The sequence below is a fragment of the Mucilaginibacter rigui genome (assembly GCF_014773275.1).
In the GTDB taxonomy this organism is placed as follows: Bacteria; Bacteroidota; Bacteroidia; order Sphingobacteriales; family Sphingobacteriaceae; genus Mucilaginibacter; species Mucilaginibacter rigui_A.
Map to the genome: position 1 here is coordinate 920,174 of NZ_JACWMW010000002.1, position 23,259 is coordinate 943,432.

Annotated in this window: 23 protein-coding genes; all 23 read right to left on the bottom strand. The window is 46.9% G+C overall.

Annotation, left to right across the window (positions count from 1 at the left end):
• Positions 1-2: 2 nt before the first annotated feature.
• On the bottom strand, positions 3-1,604 hold the full coding sequence (locus IDJ75_RS11190; RefSeq protein WP_191175707.1) for a zincin-like metallopeptidase domain-containing protein: 1,602 nt from the start codon (positions 1,602-1,604) through the stop codon (positions 3-5).
• Positions 1,601-1,885: a hypothetical protein gene (locus IDJ75_RS11195; protein WP_191175708.1), complete on the bottom strand. Its 285-nt coding sequence runs from the start codon at positions 1,883-1,885 to the stop codon at positions 1,601-1,603. The genes IDJ75_RS11190 and IDJ75_RS11195 overlap by 4 nt, the downstream gene beginning before the upstream one ends.
• Before the next feature lie 127 nt (positions 1,886-2,012).
• On the bottom strand, positions 2,013-4,007 hold the full coding sequence (locus IDJ75_RS11200; RefSeq protein WP_191175709.1) for a type IV secretion system DNA-binding domain-containing protein: 1,995 nt from the start codon (positions 4,005-4,007) through the stop codon (positions 2,013-2,015).
• A 33-nt stretch (positions 4,008-4,040) separates the two neighbouring features.
• Positions 4,041-9,479, bottom strand: coding sequence for a helicase-related protein (locus IDJ75_RS11205; protein WP_191175710.1), 5,439 nt, complete (start codon positions 9,477-9,479; stop codon positions 4,041-4,043).
• A 1-nt stretch (position 9,480) separates the two neighbouring features.
• Positions 9,481-9,696: a hypothetical protein gene (locus IDJ75_RS11210; protein WP_191175711.1), complete on the bottom strand. Its 216-nt coding sequence runs from the start codon at positions 9,694-9,696 to the stop codon at positions 9,481-9,483.
• A 6-nt stretch (positions 9,697-9,702) separates the two neighbouring features.
• Positions 9,703-10,497: a DUF4138 domain-containing protein gene (locus IDJ75_RS11215; RefSeq protein WP_191175712.1), complete on the bottom strand. Its 795-nt coding sequence runs from the start codon at positions 10,495-10,497 to the stop codon at positions 9,703-9,705.
• Positions 10,498-10,550: 53 nt separating this feature from the next.
• Positions 10,551-11,729, bottom strand: a complete 1,179-nt coding sequence (locus IDJ75_RS11220) for a conjugative transposon protein TraM (protein ID WP_191175713.1) — start codon at positions 11,727-11,729, stop codon at positions 10,551-10,553.
• Positions 11,730-11,734: 5 nt separating this feature from the next.
• Positions 11,735-12,151: a hypothetical protein gene (locus IDJ75_RS11225; protein WP_191175714.1), complete on the bottom strand. Its 417-nt coding sequence runs from the start codon at positions 12,149-12,151 to the stop codon at positions 11,735-11,737.
• Entirely contained in the window at positions 12,129-12,743 is a 615-nt protein-coding gene (gene traK / locus IDJ75_RS11230) for a conjugative transposon protein TraK (RefSeq protein WP_191175715.1), read from the bottom strand. Before traK ends, IDJ75_RS11225 begins: the two co-directional genes overlap by 23 nt.
• A gap of 98 nt (positions 12,744-12,841) precedes the next feature.
• On the bottom strand, positions 12,842-13,999 hold the full coding sequence (locus IDJ75_RS11235) for a plasmid transfer protein (RefSeq protein WP_317173762.1): 1,158 nt from the start codon (positions 13,997-13,999) through the stop codon (positions 12,842-12,844).
• Positions 13,996-14,775: a hypothetical protein gene (locus IDJ75_RS11240; protein ID WP_224746566.1), complete on the bottom strand. Its 780-nt coding sequence runs from the start codon at positions 14,773-14,775 to the stop codon at positions 13,996-13,998. Before IDJ75_RS11240 ends, IDJ75_RS11235 begins: the two co-directional genes overlap by 4 nt.
• An 11-nt stretch (positions 14,776-14,786) precedes the next feature.
• The gene (locus IDJ75_RS11245) at positions 14,787-15,452 is read right to left on the bottom strand and encodes a hypothetical protein (RefSeq protein ID WP_191175716.1); all 666 of its coding nucleotides are present in this window, start codon (positions 15,450-15,452) and stop codon (positions 14,787-14,789) included.
• A complete protein-coding gene (locus IDJ75_RS11250; protein WP_191175717.1) occupies positions 15,449-16,114 on the bottom strand; it encodes a hypothetical protein in 666 nt (221 codons plus the stop codon). The genes IDJ75_RS11245 and IDJ75_RS11250 overlap by 4 nt, the downstream gene beginning before the upstream one ends.
• Positions 16,111-16,773 (bottom strand): hypothetical protein, encoded by a 663-nt coding sequence (locus IDJ75_RS11255; protein WP_191175718.1) that lies wholly within the window; start codon positions 16,771-16,773, stop codon positions 16,111-16,113. The genes IDJ75_RS11250 and IDJ75_RS11255 overlap by 4 nt, the downstream gene beginning before the upstream one ends.
• 2 nt (positions 16,774-16,775) lie before the next feature.
• Positions 16,776-19,190 carry a TraG family conjugative transposon ATPase gene (locus tag IDJ75_RS11260; protein ID WP_191175719.1) on the bottom strand — a complete coding sequence of 805 codons (2,415 nt, stop codon included), beginning with the start codon at positions 19,188-19,190 and terminating at the stop codon, positions 16,776-16,778.
• Positions 19,168-19,455: a plasmid transfer protein gene (locus IDJ75_RS11265; RefSeq protein ID WP_191175720.1), complete on the bottom strand. Its 288-nt coding sequence runs from the start codon at positions 19,453-19,455 to the stop codon at positions 19,168-19,170. The genes IDJ75_RS11260 and IDJ75_RS11265 overlap by 23 nt, the downstream gene beginning before the upstream one ends.
• 1 nt (position 19,456) lies before the next feature.
• Positions 19,457-19,819 carry a DUF4134 domain-containing protein gene (locus IDJ75_RS11270; protein WP_449560058.1) on the bottom strand — a complete coding sequence of 121 codons (363 nt, stop codon included), beginning with the start codon at positions 19,817-19,819 and terminating at the stop codon, positions 19,457-19,459.
• Positions 19,820-19,975: 156 nt separating this feature from the next.
• Positions 19,976-20,266 carry a DUF4134 family protein gene (locus IDJ75_RS11275; protein WP_191175721.1) on the bottom strand — a complete coding sequence of 97 codons (291 nt, stop codon included), beginning with the start codon at positions 20,264-20,266 and terminating at the stop codon, positions 19,976-19,978.
• 1 nt (position 20,267) lies between these two features.
• Complete coding sequence (locus IDJ75_RS11280; RefSeq protein ID WP_191175722.1) at positions 20,268-20,549, bottom strand: hypothetical protein; 282 nt, start codon at positions 20,547-20,549, stop codon at positions 20,268-20,270.
• The gene (locus tag IDJ75_RS11285) at positions 20,546-20,878 is read right to left on the bottom strand and encodes a hypothetical protein (protein WP_191175723.1); all 333 of its coding nucleotides are present in this window, start codon (positions 20,876-20,878) and stop codon (positions 20,546-20,548) included. The genes IDJ75_RS11280 and IDJ75_RS11285 overlap by 4 nt, the downstream gene beginning before the upstream one ends.
• Entirely contained in the window at positions 20,862-21,503 is a 642-nt protein-coding gene (locus tag IDJ75_RS11290) for a ParA family protein (RefSeq protein ID WP_191175724.1), read from the bottom strand. The genes IDJ75_RS11285 and IDJ75_RS11290 overlap by 17 nt, the downstream gene beginning before the upstream one ends.
• A 10-nt stretch (positions 21,504-21,513) precedes the next feature.
• Positions 21,514-22,461 carry a relaxase/mobilization nuclease domain-containing protein gene (locus IDJ75_RS11295; protein WP_191175725.1) on the bottom strand — a complete coding sequence of 316 codons (948 nt, stop codon included), beginning with the start codon at positions 22,459-22,461 and terminating at the stop codon, positions 21,514-21,516.
• Positions 22,458-22,886, bottom strand: coding sequence for an RsmD family RNA methyltransferase (locus tag IDJ75_RS11300; RefSeq protein ID WP_317173763.1), 429 nt, complete (start codon positions 22,884-22,886; stop codon positions 22,458-22,460). The genes IDJ75_RS11295 and IDJ75_RS11300 overlap by 4 nt, the downstream gene beginning before the upstream one ends.
• Positions 22,887-23,259 lie beyond the last annotated feature (373 nt).

The following is a 23,259-nucleotide window of genomic DNA, read 5'->3' on the forward strand; positions in this document are numbered from 1 at the left end:
GTTTACCTCCCTACTTTTTGTGACTGTGAATTTTCAACCACTTCTCCAGCCTCCTGTGCCACAGAAAGGTTGGCTGCCTGAGGGTTGTTCCTTGCTTCCACGAGATTGGCAAAAACCTTGTCAGTCGCTTTTATTTTAAAGCGTTCGCCGGTGTCTGTTTTTTCCATTTCAAAGGTTTTACCTTTTTTATCCAATACTTTGTAAGTGGTATCGTTGTAGGGAATTTCCTCACCTTTGGTCAGGGTCATGCTCACCGCAGCCCCTTCTTTTATTTCCTCTTTTCTCCCGGTGCCCAACAACAGGTAAGCAATTTTTTGGGCGTCATTTGATGCCCTAGAAATTTCGAAAGGCTCGTCTTTCAGCATCTTCGACCAGGCGTTGGTGTAGGCTGCGTGCGGGCCAAAATTGTGCCCGATCTTCAGGTCGCCACCGATCAGCATCGCGCCTATTGCGGCACGCAGTTCTTCGCGGGCGTAATCCATGGAAGCAAACTTGCCTTCCATCGGGCGGTTTAGCCTGCTTTCGTGGCCGGTCCAATGGGCCAGCTGGTGGATAGCTGCCTGTAAGTATTTGGTATCATTCGTAAATGATTCCCTTTCCGGCAGATATATTTCGTCCCTTACTTTATCGTAGTAAGCTTCTATTCCCCCATGAACGATAACAGCGCCACTATCGGCGATCAGCTTTTCGGCACGTTCGGCAGGAGAAAGGGGATGCAATTCGGCAGCCGCCTGCAGCCATTCTTCCAGTGGCGGAATGCCTTTGATCTGCTCGGCGTTAAAAAGGAAAGCCTTGCCGTTTTGAATTTTGTCAAACTCGACCGTTTTCGTTTGCGTCACGCCCGCTTCGTCTTTAACCCTTTCGCCTTCGGGTGTGCGGATCGCCCTGATCTCGTTTTTCTTAGGAAAATTGATCAGTGTTCCTTTAGATCCTTCTTTGACCAGGTATCCGTTAAAGCTCGCGGTATCGGCGGACATCCAGCGCGGGTCGTTAAAGCCTTTAAGCGAAAGATTGATGGCATTCATGGCACTGTATCCTTTTCCGGTGATCGGGTTAACGGGTGCAACGAATGCGGGCATGCCATTTTCTTTTACCGGTTTTTGAAAAGGGGAAGTCCCTGCTTTGAATTCGTTGATCAGCTTTTCTGCAAGCTGCTCGTAGAGCGGTTTAAAAGTTTTACTCATGATTTTTGTATTGATTAATTGATAAATAAATTCGAGTGGATCGAGATAGCGGTTACCGGCACGGATGCTGAAATGAAGGTGTTCACCAGTCACACGGCCAGTTTTTCCCGTAATTCCGATAGGTTGTCCTGCTGTTACGCGGTCTTCGGGAGACACAAACACCTGGCTTAAATGCCCGTAGATGGATAGGAAATCCTGATGATTTAGGGTTATGCCAACTCCGGCTACATCATCATAGCCGGTAGCCGTCACTTTGCCGTCGGCCAGGGCATACACGGTGTCAGACCTTGCCTTAAAATCTACCCCGTTATGAAAGGCATAAATCCCCGTTACGGGGTGTTTACGGTAGCCAAAAGAAGAAGTGATGGACAGGCGCGCAAGCGGAAGGCAGATCAGGCAGCACATCATACCGGCTTTCATCGTCCTATGTATTGATTATGATGCAGGCCGAGACTTTCTTCGACAGATACCAGGCTATTCTTCCATATCTCCGGATTTTCGCGGGCGATCTGTAAAGCGTTCCAAATATCCGTGCTCCTCCCCATTTGCTGTAACAAGGATATCTTATACAGGTCTTTATAGGAATTTAGGTTGGGGATGGCAAAATCCATTCCCCCGGTGGGATAAATCTCTTCTTTGGGTTTTAATTTAAACAAGGCATCGGAAGGGTAAACCGCTTCGGCCTCGTCTGTGAAAACCACGTGTATTTCATTGTTTGGAGAATCTATATAATTGACTATTCCTATAAAGCCTTCACGTCCCGCCGGATGGTTTTCGAGGTTCGGGTGCACGAGCACGAGGGATCCCAGTAGTTCATGTTCTGTCATGTCATTTCATTTTTGATTTTGAGGTATTGACTGGCTGTGCCTTAAAGAGCGCAACCATATCTTCGATCTCCTGGCTTATGCGGTTAAAGTTTTGACGGAGTTTTTCGTCCTTGCGGCCGTTGAAATCATAGTAAGCAGGCAGGGCGCGGTAGTTCTTTTCTTCCCCAGATATTTCGGCCATGTCCAGGTTGATCCGGCAATTCACAGCGGAGGTTACAAACTGTCCGGTAAATTTCTCCTGCGCGTCGGCCGCGATAACGCCGACCATTTCGCCGGCGTTAAGTGAAGCTATCTTTCCCGCCGGGATCAGTACCTCTAATTTCTCGTTGAGGGAAGTAGACGTTTTATTGCGGTCAATGGAAAGCCCTTCGCCGATCTGCTTGGACTTACCGAACAGGCGTTCCAGCCATTCGAGTGTTTCCTTATTGCGGACTGAACCTGACAGCACGTTTCCGACGACGGAAGTAATGGTCGCAGCGGTGTCTTTGCCATATTGCTGGTTAAACTGTGGCAGTTCCTGCAGGCCCATCAGCACGGCGACTTTATTGCTGCGGGCAGTAGCAATCAGGTTTTCTACTTTGTGAACAAATAGTGTAGGCACCTCATCGATGATGAGTGCCGAGGGCAGGTTGCCCTTGGTATTAATCAGTTTGGTTAGCCTGTTTATGACAATGGAATAGCAGGCAGAGTTTATGTTTTGCGTATTAGGGTCGTTGGCCAGGACGAGTATGCCCGGGTTTTCCTTCGCGGAAATTTTTAGGTCGAAATCATCACCGGAGAAGACCCAGTAGGTTTCTTTCGTTGCCAAACGGCTGATAAACACTTTCAGCGTGCCGATTTGCCCTTCCAGTTGGTCGAATGCTTTCGCGCGGTAGGCGCTCATGAAGGGTGACATGAGTGATCGTAGCTCCGGTTCGGAAACGAGGGCGTCAAATATTTCTTCGTAGGACCGGTTGAGCATGGCCAGTACATGCGGCAGGCTTGAATATTTGCCGCCCGCGTATTTGCTCAGGAAATAAATACAGGACGCTAAGAAGTTGATGGCGGATTGCGTAAAGAACTGGTCGCTGCCGCCTGACTTGTCTCCTTTTTTTAACGCCTCTACGAGCCCTTCCGCGGTTTCCGCCGCATCTGCCAGTGAGCGGATATAGTCGGCCCGCCAGGGATTGATGCGCCTGCTTTTTTCCGGGTCGTTTAGGTTTAGCACATGAAACGTAAACCCGGCCAGTTTTCCTGCCTGTTTGGCTTTCAGGTAATGATAGTAAGCGATCTGTCCGAGGTCAGGGAACTTAAAATCATACAGGCAAACGGCGAATTCTTTAGCGATGAGCTGCCGGATAAAGGGATTTACGACCGAAAAACTTTTACCCGAACCCGGCGTGCCGATCACGATGGTCCCTCTAAAAACGTTGCAGATATTGATCCAGCCATGCCTGACTTTCCTGTTATAATAAAATAGCATGGGAATATTAACCGAATAGGGTGTAAAAACCTGCTTTACCGGCTGCATAAAGCTTTCGGCTTCCGTATTCCATTTATCCTTGCCCATCCCGGACCGGATCATCTTGGATATGTTGTCCATGGAAAGGCTTACCAAAATGGCACCTAAAAAGGAGCATACCATGTAAAGGAAGTCCCACCAGGTCGTGTAAATAAACGCGAGTGGTGATGCGCGTCCATAGCAAGCGATGCTGCCAAAAAACAAAAGCAGGCCGATGGCAAGTGGAAAGATGATCTGTCTTCTCGGATTGAATTCCGTATCTTTTTTAGACAGCGTCCCTATGCTGACCAGGCAGATCAGACCGAACGTACATAACTTACTGTAAAGCAAACTTTGATAGATGGCGATATGACTGATCTTGTCCAGCGGGTCAAAGAAAAAGCCCCAAAATGGGGCTTTCTGATAAATAAATATGGCGGCTTCCAGGGCAATAGACAGGTATATGCCGCATTGAAGGAAGCCATGCAGCTTCTGCTGTTCACGTGTTTCTTCCATAAAATGGTGTTGTTTTGGATGTTGAAGAATAGATCAGCGTTTGACGCCGCCGTAGTTAAGGTCTTGCGCCTCATCATTGCCATCCGGGCACAAATCGATAATATCGGCTTCCCGCTGTTTTTCCGCAATGCTTTGAGCGATCTTTGTTTCCAGTTCCGCAAGTGTAGCTTTGAGCGCGACCAATTTGGATTCCTGCTCAAAAGGCCTTTTTGTAAGTTCTGTTATTACCGGAATCTCCTTTTCCAGGGCTTCGAGTTTTTCGCGGTATTTCAATACCAATGAGCTTACGTTGTCTATGGCGTTAAGAAAATATTTCGCGGCGCTTTTCGGGTTATCTGTATTAGGGATGCCATTGTTGCGCGTATATTTTATACCGGTTCCAGGACTTTCCGCGTAAAGGCTGGACACCATTTCGAACTTACTTCCCTGTTCGGTCTGAACCCAGGCTGACTGGCGGTTGAGCATCAGCTGAAAGCCATAAAGTTCGCCAAGCTTATATTCGGAATGCTCAGAAAATGCCGGCCTCCATTCCTTATACATGCCGATAAACCATTTGCCTACAGCTGCCTGATCTTTTTCGTGGATGTCAGGCACTACTAAAGGATTAAGTTTTTGACCTTTGGCATCTGTTTTTAACACCTTCAGGTATGACGCTTCATCTTTTTCCAGTTTGCCAAGCATTACTGCTGTCTGGTCCCGCTTTTTTCCGGTGTCTTCGAGCAGGTACCTGCTTCTGGCAACTTCTTTAAAGTGAGAAGACTTGAAGCTTTCCAACTCGGCGACCTTCTTTTCAATCTTAGTTTTTTCCAGCAGGGACGTATCACCGGATAGGATAGCGATGTATTCCGAGAAGTTCATGCCGCTTTGTTCGTCCATCGCCCCTTCATCGATAACCCGGAGGCTCAGTTCCGAGTTTTTCATCTGGCTGATAAACGTCTGTTTATTTTTCAGCAGGCCAAATTTGTAGTTGTCCAGTGATTGCTCGACGGCGTAGATATAGTTCCTGACTTTGTTGCCCGAAAACATTTTCGCGAGCCAGTTACCCTGTCTTGCACCACGGCCGTCACGCTGCTCAAGCTCAGAAGGTTTCCATGGAATATCCATATGATGCATGGCGATAACGCGCTGCTGTACATTCAATCCCGTGCCTGCTTTCTCTGTGCTGCCAATTAAAATCCTGATCTCACCTGCATTCATTTTTCTGAATAGCTCGGGCTTTTGCCTGTCGGTCCAGTTATGTATAAATGTTATTTCTTCGGCAGGAATGTCAAAGTCACTGACCAGTTTGTCTTTTAGCGCATCATAGATATTGAAGCTGTCGGGCTTTGGTGTGCCGATATCGCTAAAAATGATCTGCGTGCCCTTGTGTTCAGTACTATCCCGGTATTCCCGGGCTACATTGCGTGCACAGGTATTTACTTTATTACCGGGGTGGTCGCCATAACGTTCCGCGCTTACCAGCCGCATGTCAACGGCCATTTTTTTGGCATAGTTGGTTGCTATCAGCATACGTCCGAGATCTTCATTTCCGGTCAGGGGTTCCCTACCGATTAATGTGGCATCCCCGGTTTTGGCAAACTTCATAAGGCGGCGCGTAAAGTTCGCCTGGGCCGGGGTTGGCGGTATATTGACCAGCACTTCATCAATAGCGGGTTTGTCAAGATTGATATGTTTCGCTGTTTTGTAGTCGGTAATCTCGTTGTAAAAGCGCGCTAACTCCGGCACTTTTATAAAGTAGCGGAATCTTTCTTTAGCCCTGATTTCGTTCGTTACACTGAATTCAAAGTCAACGGTTTTGCGCGCGTAGACGGCCGCCCAGGCGTCGAAGTTGCTGATCTGTTGCCTTTCCATCTCGTTAGGCCGCAGGTATTTGAAGATCAGGTACATCTCTGTCAAGCTGTTTGATACCGGCGTACCGGACAGAAAAGTTACGCAAAGGTCAGCGTTAAACTTTTCCTGTAACGACCTAATGGCGAACAGCATATTGAGTGATTTTTGGCTTCCCTGAATATTGCCGAGGCCAGCGACACGGTTATGACGTGTTGTAAAAGTCAGGTTTTTGAATTTGTGGGATTCATCTATAAACAAATGATCGACCCCCATTTCCTGAAAATTGATTCCGGTATCTTTCCGTGTATCGATCGCATATAATACGGCACTCAAATGAACCTGCAGGTTGTTCTTCCTGATTTCCAGCCCCTTTAGCATCGCCTTGTTAATGGCTGTGCCAAGGGTGGAAAGTGTGGCGAGATCGCGGCTCACGTTATCCAGTTCCATCTGAAATATTTCCCGCTGGATCTCCGGTGACTGCGGGATCATGCCGAACTGGTCATGCGTTAAGATCACACAATCCCAGTTGTTGTTTTTGATCTCGTGGAACAGGCGCTGCCTGCGTGCCGGGAGGTAATCATTTTCGCCGGGGGCCAATATCCTCGCGTTGGGGTAGGCCAGTTTAAACGTATCCCTGATTGCGCTTACATTAGCTTTTAGGGCGAGGATCATTGGTTTATGGATCAACGATAGGCGCTTCATTTCCATTGCGGCGACCACCATGGTCAATGTTTTACCAAGGCCGACTTCATGATCCACCAACGCGCCCCGGTTTTGGATAATGCGCCATGCCGCATCCTTTTGTGAACTATACAGGTCAGGGATATCGAGCGCTTTAAGGTCGAGGCCGGGGAAGCGCAGATGGCTGCCGTCATATTCCCGCAGCACGTAGCAGTTGAATGTCTCGTTATAGAGTTTTTCGATCAGCTGTTTATCGGCCGCCGGCAGTTCTTTCAACCAGTCGTTGTACCTGTCGCGGATCGCTTCGATCTTCCGGTGCGCGGTTTGGATGGCTTCCGTGTCGGGCATACGCCTAAGCTTGCCATCCACTTCCATGGGATAGGTGATTTGAGGCGTCGTATTTTCCAGGGCGTGCTCCAGAAGGGTACGCCCGGTGATGCGGTCGCTTTGCTTGGGAACAACTGCATACTCTTCATTTGTAGTCGTATTCCCGCTGCCGTAACTAACCTTGAACATGTCGACTGACGGGAAATAATTGACCTCCGTGTTGACCTTAAATAACTCGGTTGCGAATGCCTCGTAGTATTTGAGCGGCAGCCAGCGCTCACCAAGGTTAAAATCCAGTAGCTCAAACGGGATTAGTTGCGGCTGAACATTGCGGATGGCGGTGAGGCTTCGCAGTACCTGAAAGTTTTCCGGATCAGCCCCTGCACATTTTTCCGCTTCCTTTAATTTGGCGACTACGTTGCCGGAAAGATAGCTGTCGGTTGTTTCCCAGGTTTCATTTTCAGGATTGAGCAGGATTTGCTTTTCCAGGCGAAAGATTAAGTCGTCTTCTGCAAGACCGGTCATTTCTCCTATGCGGTTGATATCGACACGGCCGATATCATTCAGGCAGCGGGCAAGTGCATCAGCAGGGTCGCTGGTACTGTAGAGATGGTCTTTGGGGAATACCGGCCCGCGGAAAATGTCTGAAGTAACAAACTTTTCATTTTCTTTCAATTCCAGCGAGGCGAGTATTTTGAAGCCAAACGCGGCGTCGCTAAGGATCTTAAGCCGGTTTACCTGTTTGTTCAGTTCGCCATACTTTTCAGTAAAGGCACTGTAATAGCCGTTCAGCGCCTTTCGCAATTCCGGGAATGCAAGATGATGTTCTGCTTCGGACGCATAAAGGTGTAAATAGGAGTTCCGCAGCGGGATATACGCCAGGTAAAAATTAAGGTCAGCCTGGACTTCCAGAGCGGTAAATGACGCTGCTCCCTCATGGGGTTCACCAATTAAGCCTGCCTTGCCTTCTAAAAGCACTAAAGTTCCTTTTTCATAAAATGGTTCAAGGCCGGTAAACGCTTTGGGCCTGTCGGGAAACAATTTAAAGGATTGTTCCAGGCTGCTGTCTCCATCGTACCGGAAGTCGTATGCGAAATTTTTCAGTTTGGCAGAAAGAATATCAAGCTCATTGCCCAGGCCCATGCCGCTTAACCATTTCGCCGGCACGGAAAGTTCGGCGACATTGCTGAACAATTTATACAAATACCTGGCGTTCGCTTTGGACCTTGCTGTTAGCAAAACAACGCTGTCATGGGCGGGGCGGGCGGTAGTACGGATGGTACTGATTTGCCTCGCCGTTGCCCCTTCTACCATAAACCTGTCCGCGTCGTCAAGATAAGATTGTGCCTTATTGTTGTTTTCGACGGGAACAGCATCAAACAGGCCAAGCTGGCCGATCGCGTTACCATCGCTAACCTCGGGTACGGGCAGAAAAGTGAACTTTCGTTCCGTTGAATGTTGCGACAAAAAATGTATTGCTTGCCATTTCGCATAATCGAAACATTCCGCCATACCTGTACCGATCTGTAATTTAAGTTCCGGCAAAATGTCGCGGATATTTCCGTTTTGCCAAACCACGATATTCGCCTGGCCGTAATTATTAGTGTCTTCGATCACCTCATCCCCAAGCATCAACCCGGGATGTGCAGCGAGGTAAGCATTCAAATGGTACGCGCCCTTTTCACCTGTTTGCATGACCGTACCGATAAGTAGTTTTTCCGCTTCGCTAAGTGATTCTTTGGTATCATTTTTCTGCACGATCAGAAGATGGGTGCCGACTTCAACATTCGCATTCTCTTTCATCAGGTTGGCGGGCAAAACGGATACGCTGATCAGGTCCGCGGAAGTCAGCAGGTATTTTCGTGCAGCATCGTTGGATGGGCTATTTAAGAAACCATCTGTTACGATGTAAGCAAGAATCCCACCGTCAGCGAGTTTATCCAGGCCTTTAGCAAAAAAGTAATTATGAATGCGCGAGGATATGCCGCTGTTGTTAAAGGCAGGATCATGGACCGAAAAATTGCCGAAGGGGATATTACTGATGACCAGGTCAGACATTCCTTTTTCACTTGGCGTGGTTTCTTCCAGGCCTTTAACCTGCACAGAAATTTTGGAGCTGGTTGCCTGTGCGAGGACTGAGAGGATCCTGCCGGTCAGTAAATCCTTTTCGACGGCATTGATTGCTTCCAATCCGGGAAAAGCGCGTAACGCTTCGGTTACAAATACTCCTGCACCGGCGCTTGGCTCGTAAATCCTCTTTGGGTGGATGCCGCTGTTTTTAAGAGCCGAAAATATTGCATCCGGGATAAAATCAGGGGTGTAGAATGCGGTCGAAACGCTGTTTACAATAGAGGCGAAAGTACGTTTATAATCGGCGTCGGACAGTTTATCACGGAGTATTTTATGCAAAGCCATTACTTCGGCATGCATCTTCAGGTCGGTTTGAGAAATATCGTACTGCTGCCAGTCCGCGGCTGTTCCCGGAGGAAACATCACTGCTTTTATCCCGCCAAATCCGGAATAGCTTTCCAGCTTCTTAATTTCTTCCGGTGACAGTTCCTGACCGATATAATTCAGGGCTATTTCGATGGCCGACATATTATCAGCCAGTTTATTGCTGCTGTTGAATGCCATCTTATTCCTCCTCTAAATAATTTGCGATCGTCCCGATAACTTCGTACCTGAGAAATCTGTCATCCTCTTCCAGCCCGGTTAATAAGGGCGCGCAGATTTCCTGGATATTTGTTAATTCATAATGCAGTATCCCGTGGTTGATAAAGCGCAGGTAGGCTGTGAGAAATTCCTCCTCCAGGATCAGCCTTAAATAATCGTAGGCTATCAGGTTCGTCATAAGAAATCAGTTTGGGATGGTGTCGGCGTTGAGGATGTCCTGATATGAAATTTTTAGGGTCAGGACGCGGCCGGAGATCTGTTTTTCGCTAAGTTCTGCCAGTAGTACTTTATTACCGGGAAAGCTTATTTTTTTGAAGACGAAAATGTTGCGGTAGCTTTTTTCAAAGGCCGGGGTGGCAAATAGCACGAACTCAGGTTTCAGTTCAAAAGATTGTACGTTCGAGGCCTTATTGACTTTTTTATCATCGATCCGGAAACGGAAATCTTCAATATCGTACCCGAGGTTTGTTTTGTTGCGGTAGCTGATATCCAGGAAAATGTAGTCTCCGGCTGTATAAATATGGTTTAATTTTCCGGTGAGGCCGAAAGCTTTTACCTTTTCCATTTGTTTTGCAGGTCGTTCCGCGATCACTCTCAGTGCCATGCTTTTAAGTTGGTTTTGCGAGAACCCGATGCCGGCGATATCCAATGGCTGCATATCTTCAGGCAGAATATTAATTTCCGTGAGCGCGTCTGCGTTGCCCCGGACAACATGGTATTGGGCGATAAACTTTTCACCGGCAACAGTTATCAGGGCATCGGTAAAACTGGTAACAGAGTCATTCAGGCGCAACCTGAGCACGTTTTTTAAGGGCAGGTCACCGGAAATTTGTTTGGAGGAGATGTCTACATACTGAATAGGTTCAGGGGAGACAAAATGAATGGTCAGGTTTGCAGGAAGTGTTACCTCGGTAACCTTACGCTGTGCGTACAACGCATTGGACAATAGAACTGCCAGGCAGAAAAGAAGCTTTTTCATGTTATTTATTTTTAAGAAGTGGAAAGGATTTATAAGGCGAATGCCTCAATTGATCAGTATGCGCGTTGGGTGTTTTGCAGATCGTCGGTATCGATCAGATAGATATAAGAGTTATATTTCATCTTAGCCTTGTTTTTTCGAATAAGGCTGGCAATTGCTGAAGAGGTTGACTGGAATAGTTTGTCCACAGAGCTCATGATAAACTGGCTGCCGCCGGAGTTGCCGTCAATTGTTACGCCTTGTACAGTGCTGCTGCCAAGGTCTTTGGTAAATTCCCGGAATGCAGAAGAGGGCACGTATAATCCCGGCATGCCATCGAGATCGTATAGTTCAAGTTTCACGGGAAGTATTTTCCCTTCTGAAAGGATTGTTGTAACGGACAGGGTAACGCGCTGCTCCGAAAATCCGCTGATCTGCGCATATATATAGGTTCCTTTGGCGATGAGGTTTCCACCTGCTTTGATGTCTTCCAGAAGTTTCAGGCGAAGCCGGGAGCCGGCGTAACCAGTTATACTTTCGTCAATTACGGCAGAGATAAAACGGCTTTCCCCTGCCGGCTTCACGGTGTTAAATGCTGATGAAGCAATGTCTGCTTTTGTTACCTTAAGTTTTATTTGCCCCGCTTTTTGGGCTGCTGCCTTTGCTGCTTCCTGCTGCTTTTGTTTTTCGGCTTTATAGGCAGGGTCATTCATCTTGCTAATGCTGTCCATATAGGCCATTTGCTCTTTAAAGACATCCATCGGATCTTTTTCCTTATGTTCAGCGCCGACTGAAACAGGATTGGTAATATGTGCCCCAACCGGATAAGCGTTGTATCTGTTTTTCGGCATCGCATTCAGCACGCCGGCGATTTCGCGGTCACGGCCATTGGCTTGGTGTGCATTAAACTTCGCTTTCATGGCCATGTCAATGGAATCCAGCGTCTTCTTTTCACTCCCGGAATAGCTGTCTTTAAAAGTGGCGTTGCTGGAAACTTCTTTTGGGATGACGTTAACGGCAGAGTAGCCGTCTGCTTCTTTATAGGTGTTGCGGTATGCGTCGAGCTTATCGGACAATTCTTTTTTGCGTACGTCGGAAGAAACGTTGCCTACTGCACTATTAAGGCCGGCCTCCTGTATTACTTCTGGTTTTGGCTTGTTAAACGTGCTTTGCCATACATAAAAAAAGAGGCACAAAAAGGGCAAAGCAATAGCTGGCAGCACATACTTGGGCTGTTTAAAATTGATTTTCATAAAAGTTATTTTAAAGGTGGATTGATTTTTTGCAGGCGGCTGAGCGTACTATCCAGTAATAGGCTGTCGGAACCAGTCAGTCCTTTTTTCGCCGTCAAGCTGTCGATGACCGCTTTTAATGCTATCGTCTCCCGCAATTGACCGGTAGCCCTTATGATGGTGCTGAATCCCTCCTGCATAACATTGGGTTTGTTTGAGGTGGTAGCAATTATCGCTTTATCCCGGTTCCGGAAAATGGTAAAAGAAAGAATACCGGAGAGCGTTAAGCAAAGGATCATCAGGGAAAAACTGAATCTTGGATAGACTGATAAAACTTTAGCGAAAAGTGTTTTTGCCCCTGTAAACCATGGCTTAAATTCTTTTCTGAGTTCACTATACAGCGTATCCCTTGGATCGCGGTTAGAATGTATTTTTCTCCACATCTTCGAGGTCTTTATTTTCCAGGGTTTTCCAGCCGGTGATCAATACACCGTGGGGATTATTATCGCTGCGAGGGATATCTTTAAGGTAACCCTCGGTGATTAGCGATCGCACGACCGTTGAGCTCCGGCGATCTATTTTAAGCTTGCCATAAAAGCGGAAGTAATGTTTGGGCAGATCAATGGTAACCGAATCAGTTTCGAGCGTAAGTACGGAGCTTGAAGAAAGGATCGAGTTAAAGAAACCTTTTTCCTTAAGGTCATTGTATTGCTGCATGCCGGATTCATCGATGAGGTACATCGCTTTTTTCATCTGGTATTCCATATAATGATCGTCCGGTGTCAGGGAAAAGAATATGGAATGAAACAAGTCGACGTGTGCGCGATATTCTGCGGGCCTGTTGAGCTGCATATCAGTCTGCCGGGCAAGTATGGGCACGCTGTTATCCAGAATATAGATACTCTTCTGCGCGTTGGAAACCATTTTGTAAGCATAGAAGCAGTTGATGCAGACGATGACGACGGCCGTCAGCAAGCTTCCGGCGGATATAAAAACAGCAAGACGGATCTTAGCTTCAATATTTTTGATGATCATGATTTTTAATAAAAAAGGCGGCACTATTGGCCGCCTTTGAAATGAATGGATAGGATTATTAACAGACGCAAACTTGCATTTACAGGTAGACCGAAAGCCTAAAAGAAACTTCCGGATGCTTTCCTTGCTACCCCGACCACTGTGCCGGCGCTGCGTCCGAAGGTTGAGGTGGCGGAACTGATACCCGAGGTCGAAATGATCCATGTCGAAATGCTCGGCACGGTAAACATGCAGATCGCGCCGATCAGGAAAACGATGATAACCGTTCCAAAGGATAAGATCCCGTTTCCGGCAAACCAGGCCATTTTTTCCATATTAGCGCTAAGTCCGTCCTTTCCGACAAGTTCCTGGTATTTACTAATTTCTGATGTCAGCGCGTATTCCTGCATCAGGCCGACGAGGTACATGATTAGGTAGGCAATTCCGGAGTAAAGGTTAACGGATACGAAGCGTGCGATCCAGGTGCTGAAGCTATCGCGGAAAGCGGGCAGGATACTGACAGCGACAGCGAAGGGCCCGAGAATAATAAGAATGCTTGAATAAATAATCTGCAGCATAAAAATGATATATACGGCCATGCGCAATATCCATATGCCGAGTAATTCCAATAGCTGTGTAAACAATAACTGCATACCGATGGTAAGCCTGTTTTTTAGTTCAAGCAATGGTGATATTACGGTGCTGATACCCTGTTTGACCGTACTCGTTACTGAGTCCCAGGCCTGCCCGTACCAGGTGTCACTTTCCTTTTCGGCCACTTCTGCCTGTGCCTGAAATGTATGGAGCGAATTGGCGACGGAAAGCATCAGGTCGGCCCTGTTGAGCCGCAAATTATTGACGGTCGTTTGCTCGCTGTCAAACATTTGTTCGGTTTGGTTCGTCACAAGATCAGTCGGAAAAGCTATCATCTTTACAAAAGGGCCCCACCAAAGGATTACCATCGCCAAACCGAAGGGCCGAAGGAGTGGCATGATTTCCAGCTTTTTATCACCTACCATCATTTCATAGGACTTGATGGCAAAGAAAATGATCATAAAGATAGCCGCGAGCGCTTTGGCATCAGTTATAAAAAGATCGAAATGTGTCCATACCGATTCTTTCAGGCCTTTCAAAAATACCATTACGCCGGTTTCGTATACGCCATCACCCTGAAGGTATTCGAGCGTTTTATTGTTGCTGATATTGCCAACGGGCTGGGCGAATGCTGTTGTCATCCCTGATGACAACAGCAGGATAAGGATAAATTTCATCATCATTGTACGTGTAGGAGTACTTTTTTAGCGATTTCGACATCCGTTTGTGGTGTCCAGTCGTCAACCGTGACGCCCCGTCGTTTCAATTTTTGCTGCCGTGCTTCCATGTCGATTGTCGTCTGCGCGGAGGAGGTCCTGATGGCCCAAACTCCCGATAGTGCCCTGTATTCGGCGAGCAGGCGATAGTAAGCCATTATTCTGGAACCTCGTTCCATGTCAGTGGAATGGGCTCCCTCAATTCTTTCTTTAAGCCGGTCAAGCTCGGCCTTATACCAACTATATAAACCTTCGGAAACAACGCGGCCGCTGACATGCGGTGAAAGCCCGGAAAGAATCGAAGACATGGAGTTTTGAAGAACGGGTTTGAACTCGTTGCTATAGTACAGCATCCATAGGGGATCGGCTCCTGCCACCAGTCCTGACCGCCCGGCGATTTCAGATAATACCGTATTTCGGACCGTGTCAGACTGGAGCCTGTAATTGTTGTCTGTACCGTTCATGGCGGCTACCATGGCCAGGCGTTGCGTTTGCGAGCCATTCGCGCTAAGCGGACGGATGTCAGTTTTATGATAATTGGGGTAAAAGAACCCCCAGGTAAGCCAGTACCATGGATTTAAGCCGAGAAACCCGGATGTCGGCGTAAACTTTTTTTGGTCCCATTGTTTAAACACCATTCGCTCCTGTTGGTAACGGATGCTTTTGTCCTGCACAACAGATTGTGCAAAGCTGTGGCAAACAAAACAGCATGCCATTGCGAGTAGGAATACGTATTTTTTCATAAATAATTTGTTTACTTCCGGAGATATCCGGCATTTTGAATGATTTGAGAAACGATTGCCCTGTCCCGGTTGATATAATCTTTAAAGGGTGTCAGGGACGCGATGACCCCTCGTTCCTTTGCCCAATACATCGCTTTCCATGCGCCATAAGCCAAACCGTCGAGGATCTGCAATTGCTGGGTTACTTTGCGCAGCAGCTGGTCACGTGAATTATAATCGGCCAGTACGTTATTGCCTTCCTTTAGTATGTATCCTGATACGTCCCTAACGAGTGCAAGGGCTCTTGTACGCATTTCCGAAGATATGTCATTCGCGAAGGCCAGCAGATAGGGTTCCGCTTTCGCCATAGCGAGGGCCTGATTGATATAGCCGGTCATGTCGGCAATGATGACTGCCATATTCCTGACTTCCAGCCCATCCTTTAAAGCGGAATTTACATTGGAAAGGCCCTGATAGATGATGGTTTGCGCCAGTACGACTGACGCCACATTTGTGTTCAGGTCGTTAATATTATTATTGATCTTGCTGAGGTATTGTCCATGTGTGGCTTCCGCCGAACTACGAACCGCGCCATTTTCGGTTACTGCAACAAGGTGCTGATAGTCAATAACGATTTGCTGCGCGTTTACCTGTGTAATAAATAGCAGAAGGGATGAAATAAATAGAAGCCTTTTCATTTTTTGAGGAATTTAGCATTACGGATAATATCACCGGCGATAGCTTTGTCGGCGTCAATAAAATTTTGAAAAGGGTTTGCCGCTTTCAGCAGTTCGGACAGTCTGGAATATTGCATTATATTAAGCATATTGCCGGAAAGGTCCTGTACATTGCTAAGTTCCGAGATCACATAATCGAAGAGTAGCTTTCTGTCCGACGCCTTCATCTGATTAACATCGCCGAGCGCAAGGGTTAGCCCGGTGACGTAACTTAAAAGGCTCTTCGCTTTATCTGCAAACTGTATAGCGGATTGAAAGCCAATAGCAAGGAGTGCGGGATTTTTTAGCACAAGCTTAAGAATTTGTGCCTGGTTTGCAATGATGCGGCTGACCATTGGGGCAGCATAGATGCCAACGTCGGCCACGTTCATCGCTGTACCCAGGGTGTTGTACCGTTGCTGTAAGGCCCGGTAGGTTGCTTTCAGTTTTGCAAGCTGCGTCAGGTTCGCCTGCTCGTTTGCCGATACGATGGCTTGCTGGTTACGTGCTTTTACCTGCGCCTTATTTTCTGTTTGCGATTCACTTACTAATTGATGAATGCCGGGAATATCCAGCGTGCTTTGCTGGCAAATTGCGGGCAGGCCATAAAAAGCCAAGCAGGTCATCAGGATCATTTTTTTCATCGTTTTAGATATTTAGCATTTGAAAGTACATAGTTGGCAATTCGGACGTCGTTATTTTGCCATTCCGCCCATGGGTTCAGCTCATGGAAAATCCCGTTCATTTTTGCCCAGTACATCGAACGGTTCATCCCGTACGCCATGCCGCGGAGGATTCGCATTTCCTGTGCGATATGATTAAGCAATTTCCCGCGTTCACCGGAATCCATTAAATTGTTACTGCCTCCTTTAAGTACGAAGGCGCTAACCTCGGCGGCGAGGGTGATTGCCCTTGCCTGAAAGTCCCGCGCTCCCTGTTCTGCAAACAGTAAAAGCGCCGGGTTTGACTTTGCCAGCCTGACAGATGCTTCTACGTCTTTTATGATGTCCGAACCGCAATCTGCAATTTCTTTTACCGTCGTCAGGTTATTGATTACCGCGGCCACCTGGCTCAGCCCGTTGTAGATTTTATTTTGCAGGTTATTAACGATGACCAGTTGTCCGCTCACAGCAAGTTGCCCTTTTTGTATTAGGTTAAGACGGTCATTCGTGGTATTCAGCTGGCCGTTGATAATCCCGGCGTTGACTGCGATTGCGCCAGAAACGGCAGGGTCAATTACAATTTCCTGCGCCACGGAAAGTTTAAATCCAAGCAGGAGGATGAACGATAAAAATGTTTTCATGGTTAGTTTTGGTTTACTTTGGTAATGAACTGCGACAATGACAAACCGCTTTTTTTAAGATCTGTTATAAACGCATCCAGTCCTTCGCTGTAGGAACCATACTTGCCGGTATAACTTTCCACTGCAGACTTTTCCGGTTTTTCGGTCGTATAGGTAAGGTATTGTTCCAGTGCTACTTCCACGCCATAAACTTCACCGACGGAGCCCCTCCTGATATAGACTTCTTTAAACCTGCCGCGCCCTTCCGAATTATCCAGTTGATTGATAGTGAAGATTTTCCTGCGCTCAGTTTCATTGATAGAAAGCAGCGCCGCGATCTCGTTGTAATTATCACGAAACTTAGTCTGGTCGAGCAGGCAAATGGTGTCGGAGTTATTAATGATGCTATCTTTTACTACCGCGTTACCGATAATGTCTCCCAGTTCCTGGGTCACAACAATTGCTTCGCCCCAAAATTTACGTACCGTTTTGTACAGGTAGAGTAGATAGCCTGCCATCAGGGGGCTTGCTATCGCTTTCCATGCCTCTTCCACAACGAGCGTTTTCCGGCGGTCGGAACGGTAGCGCATCTTTTGGATGAAAACATCCATGATGATGAGCGTGACGATGGGAAAAAGAATTTTATGCTCCTTGATGGAATCAATCTCAAAGACGATAAACCGTTCGGTAAAAAGCGATTTATCTGCTTCCTTATTGAGAATCGGCGCAAATTCCCCGCCCTTGTAAAACTTCTTCAGGACATAACGGAACTCGTCAAAATCGAAACTGATTTTTTCCTCACTTTTTATTTGAGGGATCTTATCCAGCGCAAATTCGTAAAAAGTGTCGAACCTGAGGTCTCCGCCGTCCGCAAAAAAGCGGCTGTAATATGCAGATATAACATTGGCAACAACGTCCCGTTCTACCGGGCTAAATGTACCTTCAGCACCTTTCCAGGCGACACCGATCAGCGTACAGAGAAAATCCTTTTTTTCGATATTGTATTCCTCTTCCGTAATCCTGAAGGGGTTCATCGTTATGGGAGATTTGTCCGAATAAGTAATGTATTTCCCATTGTAATAGGCACACAGCCCGGAATAGGAGTGGCCGGTGTCCACGATAACCACGTCCATGTTGTAAAGCATGTATTGGCCTATCAATGAATTCATAAAAAAGGATTTTCCTGATCCACTGGGGCCGAGGCAAAAGCGGTTCCTGTTATTAATCCTTCCGGACCTCATCGGGAGGTCGGAAGGATCTATTCCTACCGGAATCCCCTGGCGGTCAGTAAACCTGATCAGGAAATCTGAGGGTTCATCCTTAGGCAGCGATTCCTTAAAAAAGAAGCAGGCTGCCGCATCACAGGTTGTCAAGAACCAGTCATATGGTTTCAGTTCTATCGCGTTCCCGGGCAAAACGCTTCGAAACAGTTCCAGTTGATTGTATGCGTTCCTGCTTGGAATAATACCGAGTTGGAATAGTGAACTTTCAATATGGTTGGCAGCTTTTTGAATTCCCATTTCCGGCGCAGCGACAAGGATATTAAAGTGGCAGTTTACCAATAACTGATTTTCGCGGGCTACATCGTTCAAAAGCAGGTCGATATCCTCAACACAAAGCTGATTCGCGGGATCTGGTATTCCGGAATGTCTTTTCTTTTTTTGTTCCAGTTTCCGCAGGGTAACAGATTGATTTGGGATCTCGATGACCTGGTTATAAATAATGACATCGGCATTTGGCACTTTGAATAAAAAGGAAAGGAAATCGACCGGAAACCCTTTTATACTTTCTTTATCGTTGAGCTCTATATGGGTGCTGACTTCGGGTGGCAGGTCGATGCTGTCGATATTCACGAGGCTGATGTTGCGCAAGCTCTTGTCGCCGATCCTTATTTCTGTGTCTGAAGGCGCAAGATTATTTAGGCTGATATGGGTACTGCGAAAGTCCATACTTAGCATCTGCATGACAAGCCTGTTGATACTGCTTTCTTTCAGGACATGGGGCGATGGAAGTATACCAATCACTTTGCCGATTGCTTGCCTGAAGTCACGAAGTGCTTTGGCGTCATAAACAAAAAACGCCCCTTTTTTTGTTTGCCTTGTGATGGTGAACCAGGTTTCAACCCGGAGGCATTCGCGTCCCTGAAAATGCGCGTTGTATTTCTGCTCTAAGTATTCCTCTTCCTGTTTCCCTTTCCATGCGGAGCGGCTTATTACATCCAGCTTTTGCAGGATATACCCGTCCCCGAGAACCTTTACGATATTGAGCAGCAGGTTATGAAATTCATCGTACCCGGCAGGATAAGCAGAATATCTGATGACAGGATTGGTGATGCCGATGATGACAGAGTACTCCCCGTTTTTCCCGATCAGCAGGTCGTATTCACCGCTTGTATCCACGCCGGTGTATGGTATGTTAAAGAGTGTTTTTGCGGCCATAATGATTGATGATGTTGATGTCTGTGTTGCGGTTTTTTGCATGCAGGCCGCCTTTCTGCTTGCCGGCTGTAAAAAGCAGTCCGCCGACAATGCAGCTTGTCAGGACGAGTGCCCCGAGCCACATATTGATAAGCGCGATGGTGAGTGCGCCAAAAACGAGGCCTGCAAGCAGGAAGCCCAGGCCCCAGTAAATAAACTTTCCTTTGAAGCCTTTAAAAATAAGGGGCTTCTGCAGCCCCTTATAAACAGCGTATTTCCTTGGCATGTTATAAGCCGAAGAAGGCTTTGATTACAAGCGCGGATACGACAAGAAAAACGCAGGAGCCACCCCATCCCATTAGTTCCTTGTTGATATCCTGGTCACCGGAATTCCATTTGGAATAGACGCGGATGGCACCGACAATGCCGACAATACCGCCTATCACCAAAGTAATATTCGTTACAGGTGCAACATAAGTTTTAAGGGTTGACGTTGCGGTGTTCAGGCCGTTAACACCACTTTGGGCAAAGGCAGGGATAGAAAGGGCCAGCAGGATCGCTGAAGCCATCAATTGTTTTGTTTTGATAAACATTAAAAGGGAAATGAAATAGAGGCGGTGATCTTTTAGTGGCATCCGGGAGGCGGCCATGGTATTTCAATGCGGCGTTCAGATCACGAAGACGCCGGGATAAATAAGCCCGAAGGGAAACCGGTCAGTCAATATGATACCGGCAATTCATGAGAAATTGATGGAGGGAATCTTTTATCAGCGCCCGGGTGAGCACTGTTTTGTAAAGGAAAGCGTTCAGATTCCGAACAGCGCTTTCAGGAATGCACCGGCAAGTACCATAAAAAGTGCGGCATAAAACCAGGCGGCGACATCTGAGTCGATTTGCGGTTTGCCGTTTTGCCAGTTATAATAAATTTTGGAAGCCCCGTTGAGGCCAAGTATGATCGCGAGGACAAGGGATAAGTCAGACATGGAAAAAAAATCCGAGGTTAGTTGCCTTTGAGCTTGCTGCATTTCCGGGATACCGGGTTGAGCGGCTCCGCCGACTGCCAAAAGGCAGCAGGCAAAAGTAATCAGCGCCCTCATCTTAATAACTTACCGGGCGGGTATACTCGATCGCTTCCTCCCGTGCGAGGTTAAACAATTGCTTTAGTGTTACGCCGCCCGAGGACAGTACAGAAGAATTAAAATTGCGGTTTTCTTCTTCGGCAGTTTCGCGGATAGGCTCGATATCTTCCTCGAATGAGAGCGTGTGTGACTTTTCATCGTAGGGCTGCTTTTTACCCCGGAGAATATCCCAAAGTATTAATGTCCCGTAATAGCTAAAATAGATGGCGCTCAACCAGAGCGCGAATTTGATCCAGTTCATAATTCGTTGTTTTGTATAAATTGTTTAATGGTTGTTTTGAATTCAGGATAAGTGTCGAAGAGATTTTTGACTGCAAAAGATACCAGTCGCGTTACCTCAATTCCGGTCGCCATTTTGAATTGTTTCATCGTCCTAACCGTTTTTTCATCAAACCTGGCATGCACCATATTTTTATTGTTACTGGTATCATAGGCAGTTAAAGCAAACAGGATGGGCGGCAATTCTTTGGGACTGGCTTTTTTCTCCGGCTTTCCCGGTTGGGGTTTTGCTATTACGGCTGTAGCCGGTTTGAGCAGCTGTTCCCTGATCTGGTCAGCCAGTGATTTCATTTTTTCCATATAGGTAGTCATTGTAGATTTGTTCAAGCACCGATGTCGTCACCGTTTGGAGGCTGACCGGGGTGTAAAATGTTGTTACCCGTTGAAAGTCTATGCGGTCCGGCAGGACTGCTGTGATCTTTCCAAACCTGGAAAGCTGTTCGTTAACTTCCAGCATGATCTCGTAGCGTGCATTTGATTTTATGCGGTTCGGAACGAATACCATATTGATCTCCGGATTAATCCGTTTCATCACCACAGTAAAAAGCACTGTCGATTGAAATGTGAATTCATCATAGGAAAAGGGACAAATGACGAGATCGGCAGAATTGAATACCGGGATCAGGCCGTCGTCATCAAGTTTTCCCGGCAAATCGATGAGGATAATGTCTTTTGCATTTTTACAAAGCAGCTCCCGCAGATAGGGGTAGCTTTCGAGGTTGGCCGGCACCACCTCATAGGGTTCCGCGTTTTCCAGTATTTTGGCTTTTTCAAACTTTTGGGCAATAGATTGCTGGTAATCCATATCTATTACAGTCACCGCGCAATTCTTGGTTTGGCTCAGAAAATTGGCAAGTACAAGCGCGAATGTGCTTTTTCCCGCACCTCCCTTTTGGTTTCCTATTATTATAATCATGTATGGTATTTTATCTGGTGTTGGTGCGGACTTTTCGTTGCCGCCTGCGGCGCATGCCATGAATTTGCTGGTCGTCTACATCGTCCGCGATGCTGATCGCCTGAATATTTATAGCGGTTTCCAATTCAGAATAACCCTGATCTTCACTACCAGCTGGCGAACCTGATTGAAAAGTGCTATTATTTAATTCTTTTAGAGATAATACTTCACTGCCTTTAAAAACCTGTTTTGTATCATGATCGATGATAGAATAACCATAAGGCTTTTTTCCTGCGGCAGCGTGAAACAGGAGTTCAATTGAAAACTGTTTTCGCATTATTGACGCCAAGTCAGGGTGGTCTTTATTTTGCCGGAGGAGGTCTGCAATAACATTAGCCCGGATTTTGTCAGGCACGAACGCGCTTATTTTTGCCTTTATTTCATTCTCGTCCGGATCAATACCGGGGTAGCCTTTCGATTCCAGGATCATAAAGAATTGCGCCCTCGTCGAGATCTTATATTGGAGCGCGAAATCATATCCCAGAACCTGCTTTATGTTTTTCTGTGCCCTAACATTTTCGTATGCGCTACTGATCTTTTTGCCTTCCCTGTCCACCCTTGTCGTTACCATATGTACATGGTTATTTGCGGTGTCTTTATGGAACACAATAAGGTAGGGTTGCCGGCCGTAGCCCATTTCCCGCAACCAGTTTTCGGCGATCTCAGTCAGCGATTCCTTACTGTAAGCTCTGCCTTTGGCGGATATGATCGCGTGAAATTGCGGTAGCTTTATGTTGTTATTTAAAGCTGATAAAGCCGAAAGGTAATTGATGTAATCGCGCGGCTTCAGGTTACCAAATGCCTGTAAAGGGCCGAAATTGGCGACTTTCATTAGCTCACCTTTGTTTCGGTCAACCTTGCGCGTATTGTAACTGATGCCGGAAAACGAGGCGGCCGGCGCTAAGATCTTAACGATCATCGCTCGCGGTTTTGATGCGAATCCAATGTTGACGAAGCCGGCAGGTAACGTTCGATGGTTGCTATGGTATCATGTATTGCGCCTCCATGGCTAAACAAGGCTATCTTTTCGGCTTGGAATTCCCTCACCTTGCCCATAACGATCGAATGGTAACCGAATGTAATAACAATGCCTCCGGGTTCAAGACAGCTGACAGCAGCGTCTTTAAGTTGCCGGAACGGACTGCAGATGATTCCCTTATAGAGTTCCATGCTTTTACGGTAAGCGTACGGAGGATCAAGCAATATGGTATTGAATTTTGGGCCTTGCCAGGCTTTCAAAAAATCCAGTGCATCCAGGTGATGATCTGCGGGCATATCGGGGTTAAGGTCATTTCGCGTTTCGTTGACGCTGAGTTTAGTTTTCCCTGCAAAGAGGTTCAGCACGTTACCCTCACAGTTTTTTTCGACCCAGGTCCTTACGGGTTTGATCCGGAAAGTATAGCGGTTGAGCGGACAACGGATGTGCTCGAATATGATCATGAATGAATTTTGAAATTGACGGAATTTTAAAGCGGCGCGAATAGATCGCTGTATCTAAAGGCCTGAATATCATTAGCGCGGCGTGCCTCAATATCTTAGAAAAAGGATAACCCTATATCTAAGCAGCGATGTTTCAAAGTACCGGCCGGAGGTTGTTACAATATGACATGAGTTCTGTTGTAACACGATATCTGTGTAACTTCCTTGCAACCGAACAAGCGCCTAAAATTTCTTTGTAGCAACATAACAGTGTACCGGCACCCGTAGATAACTATAT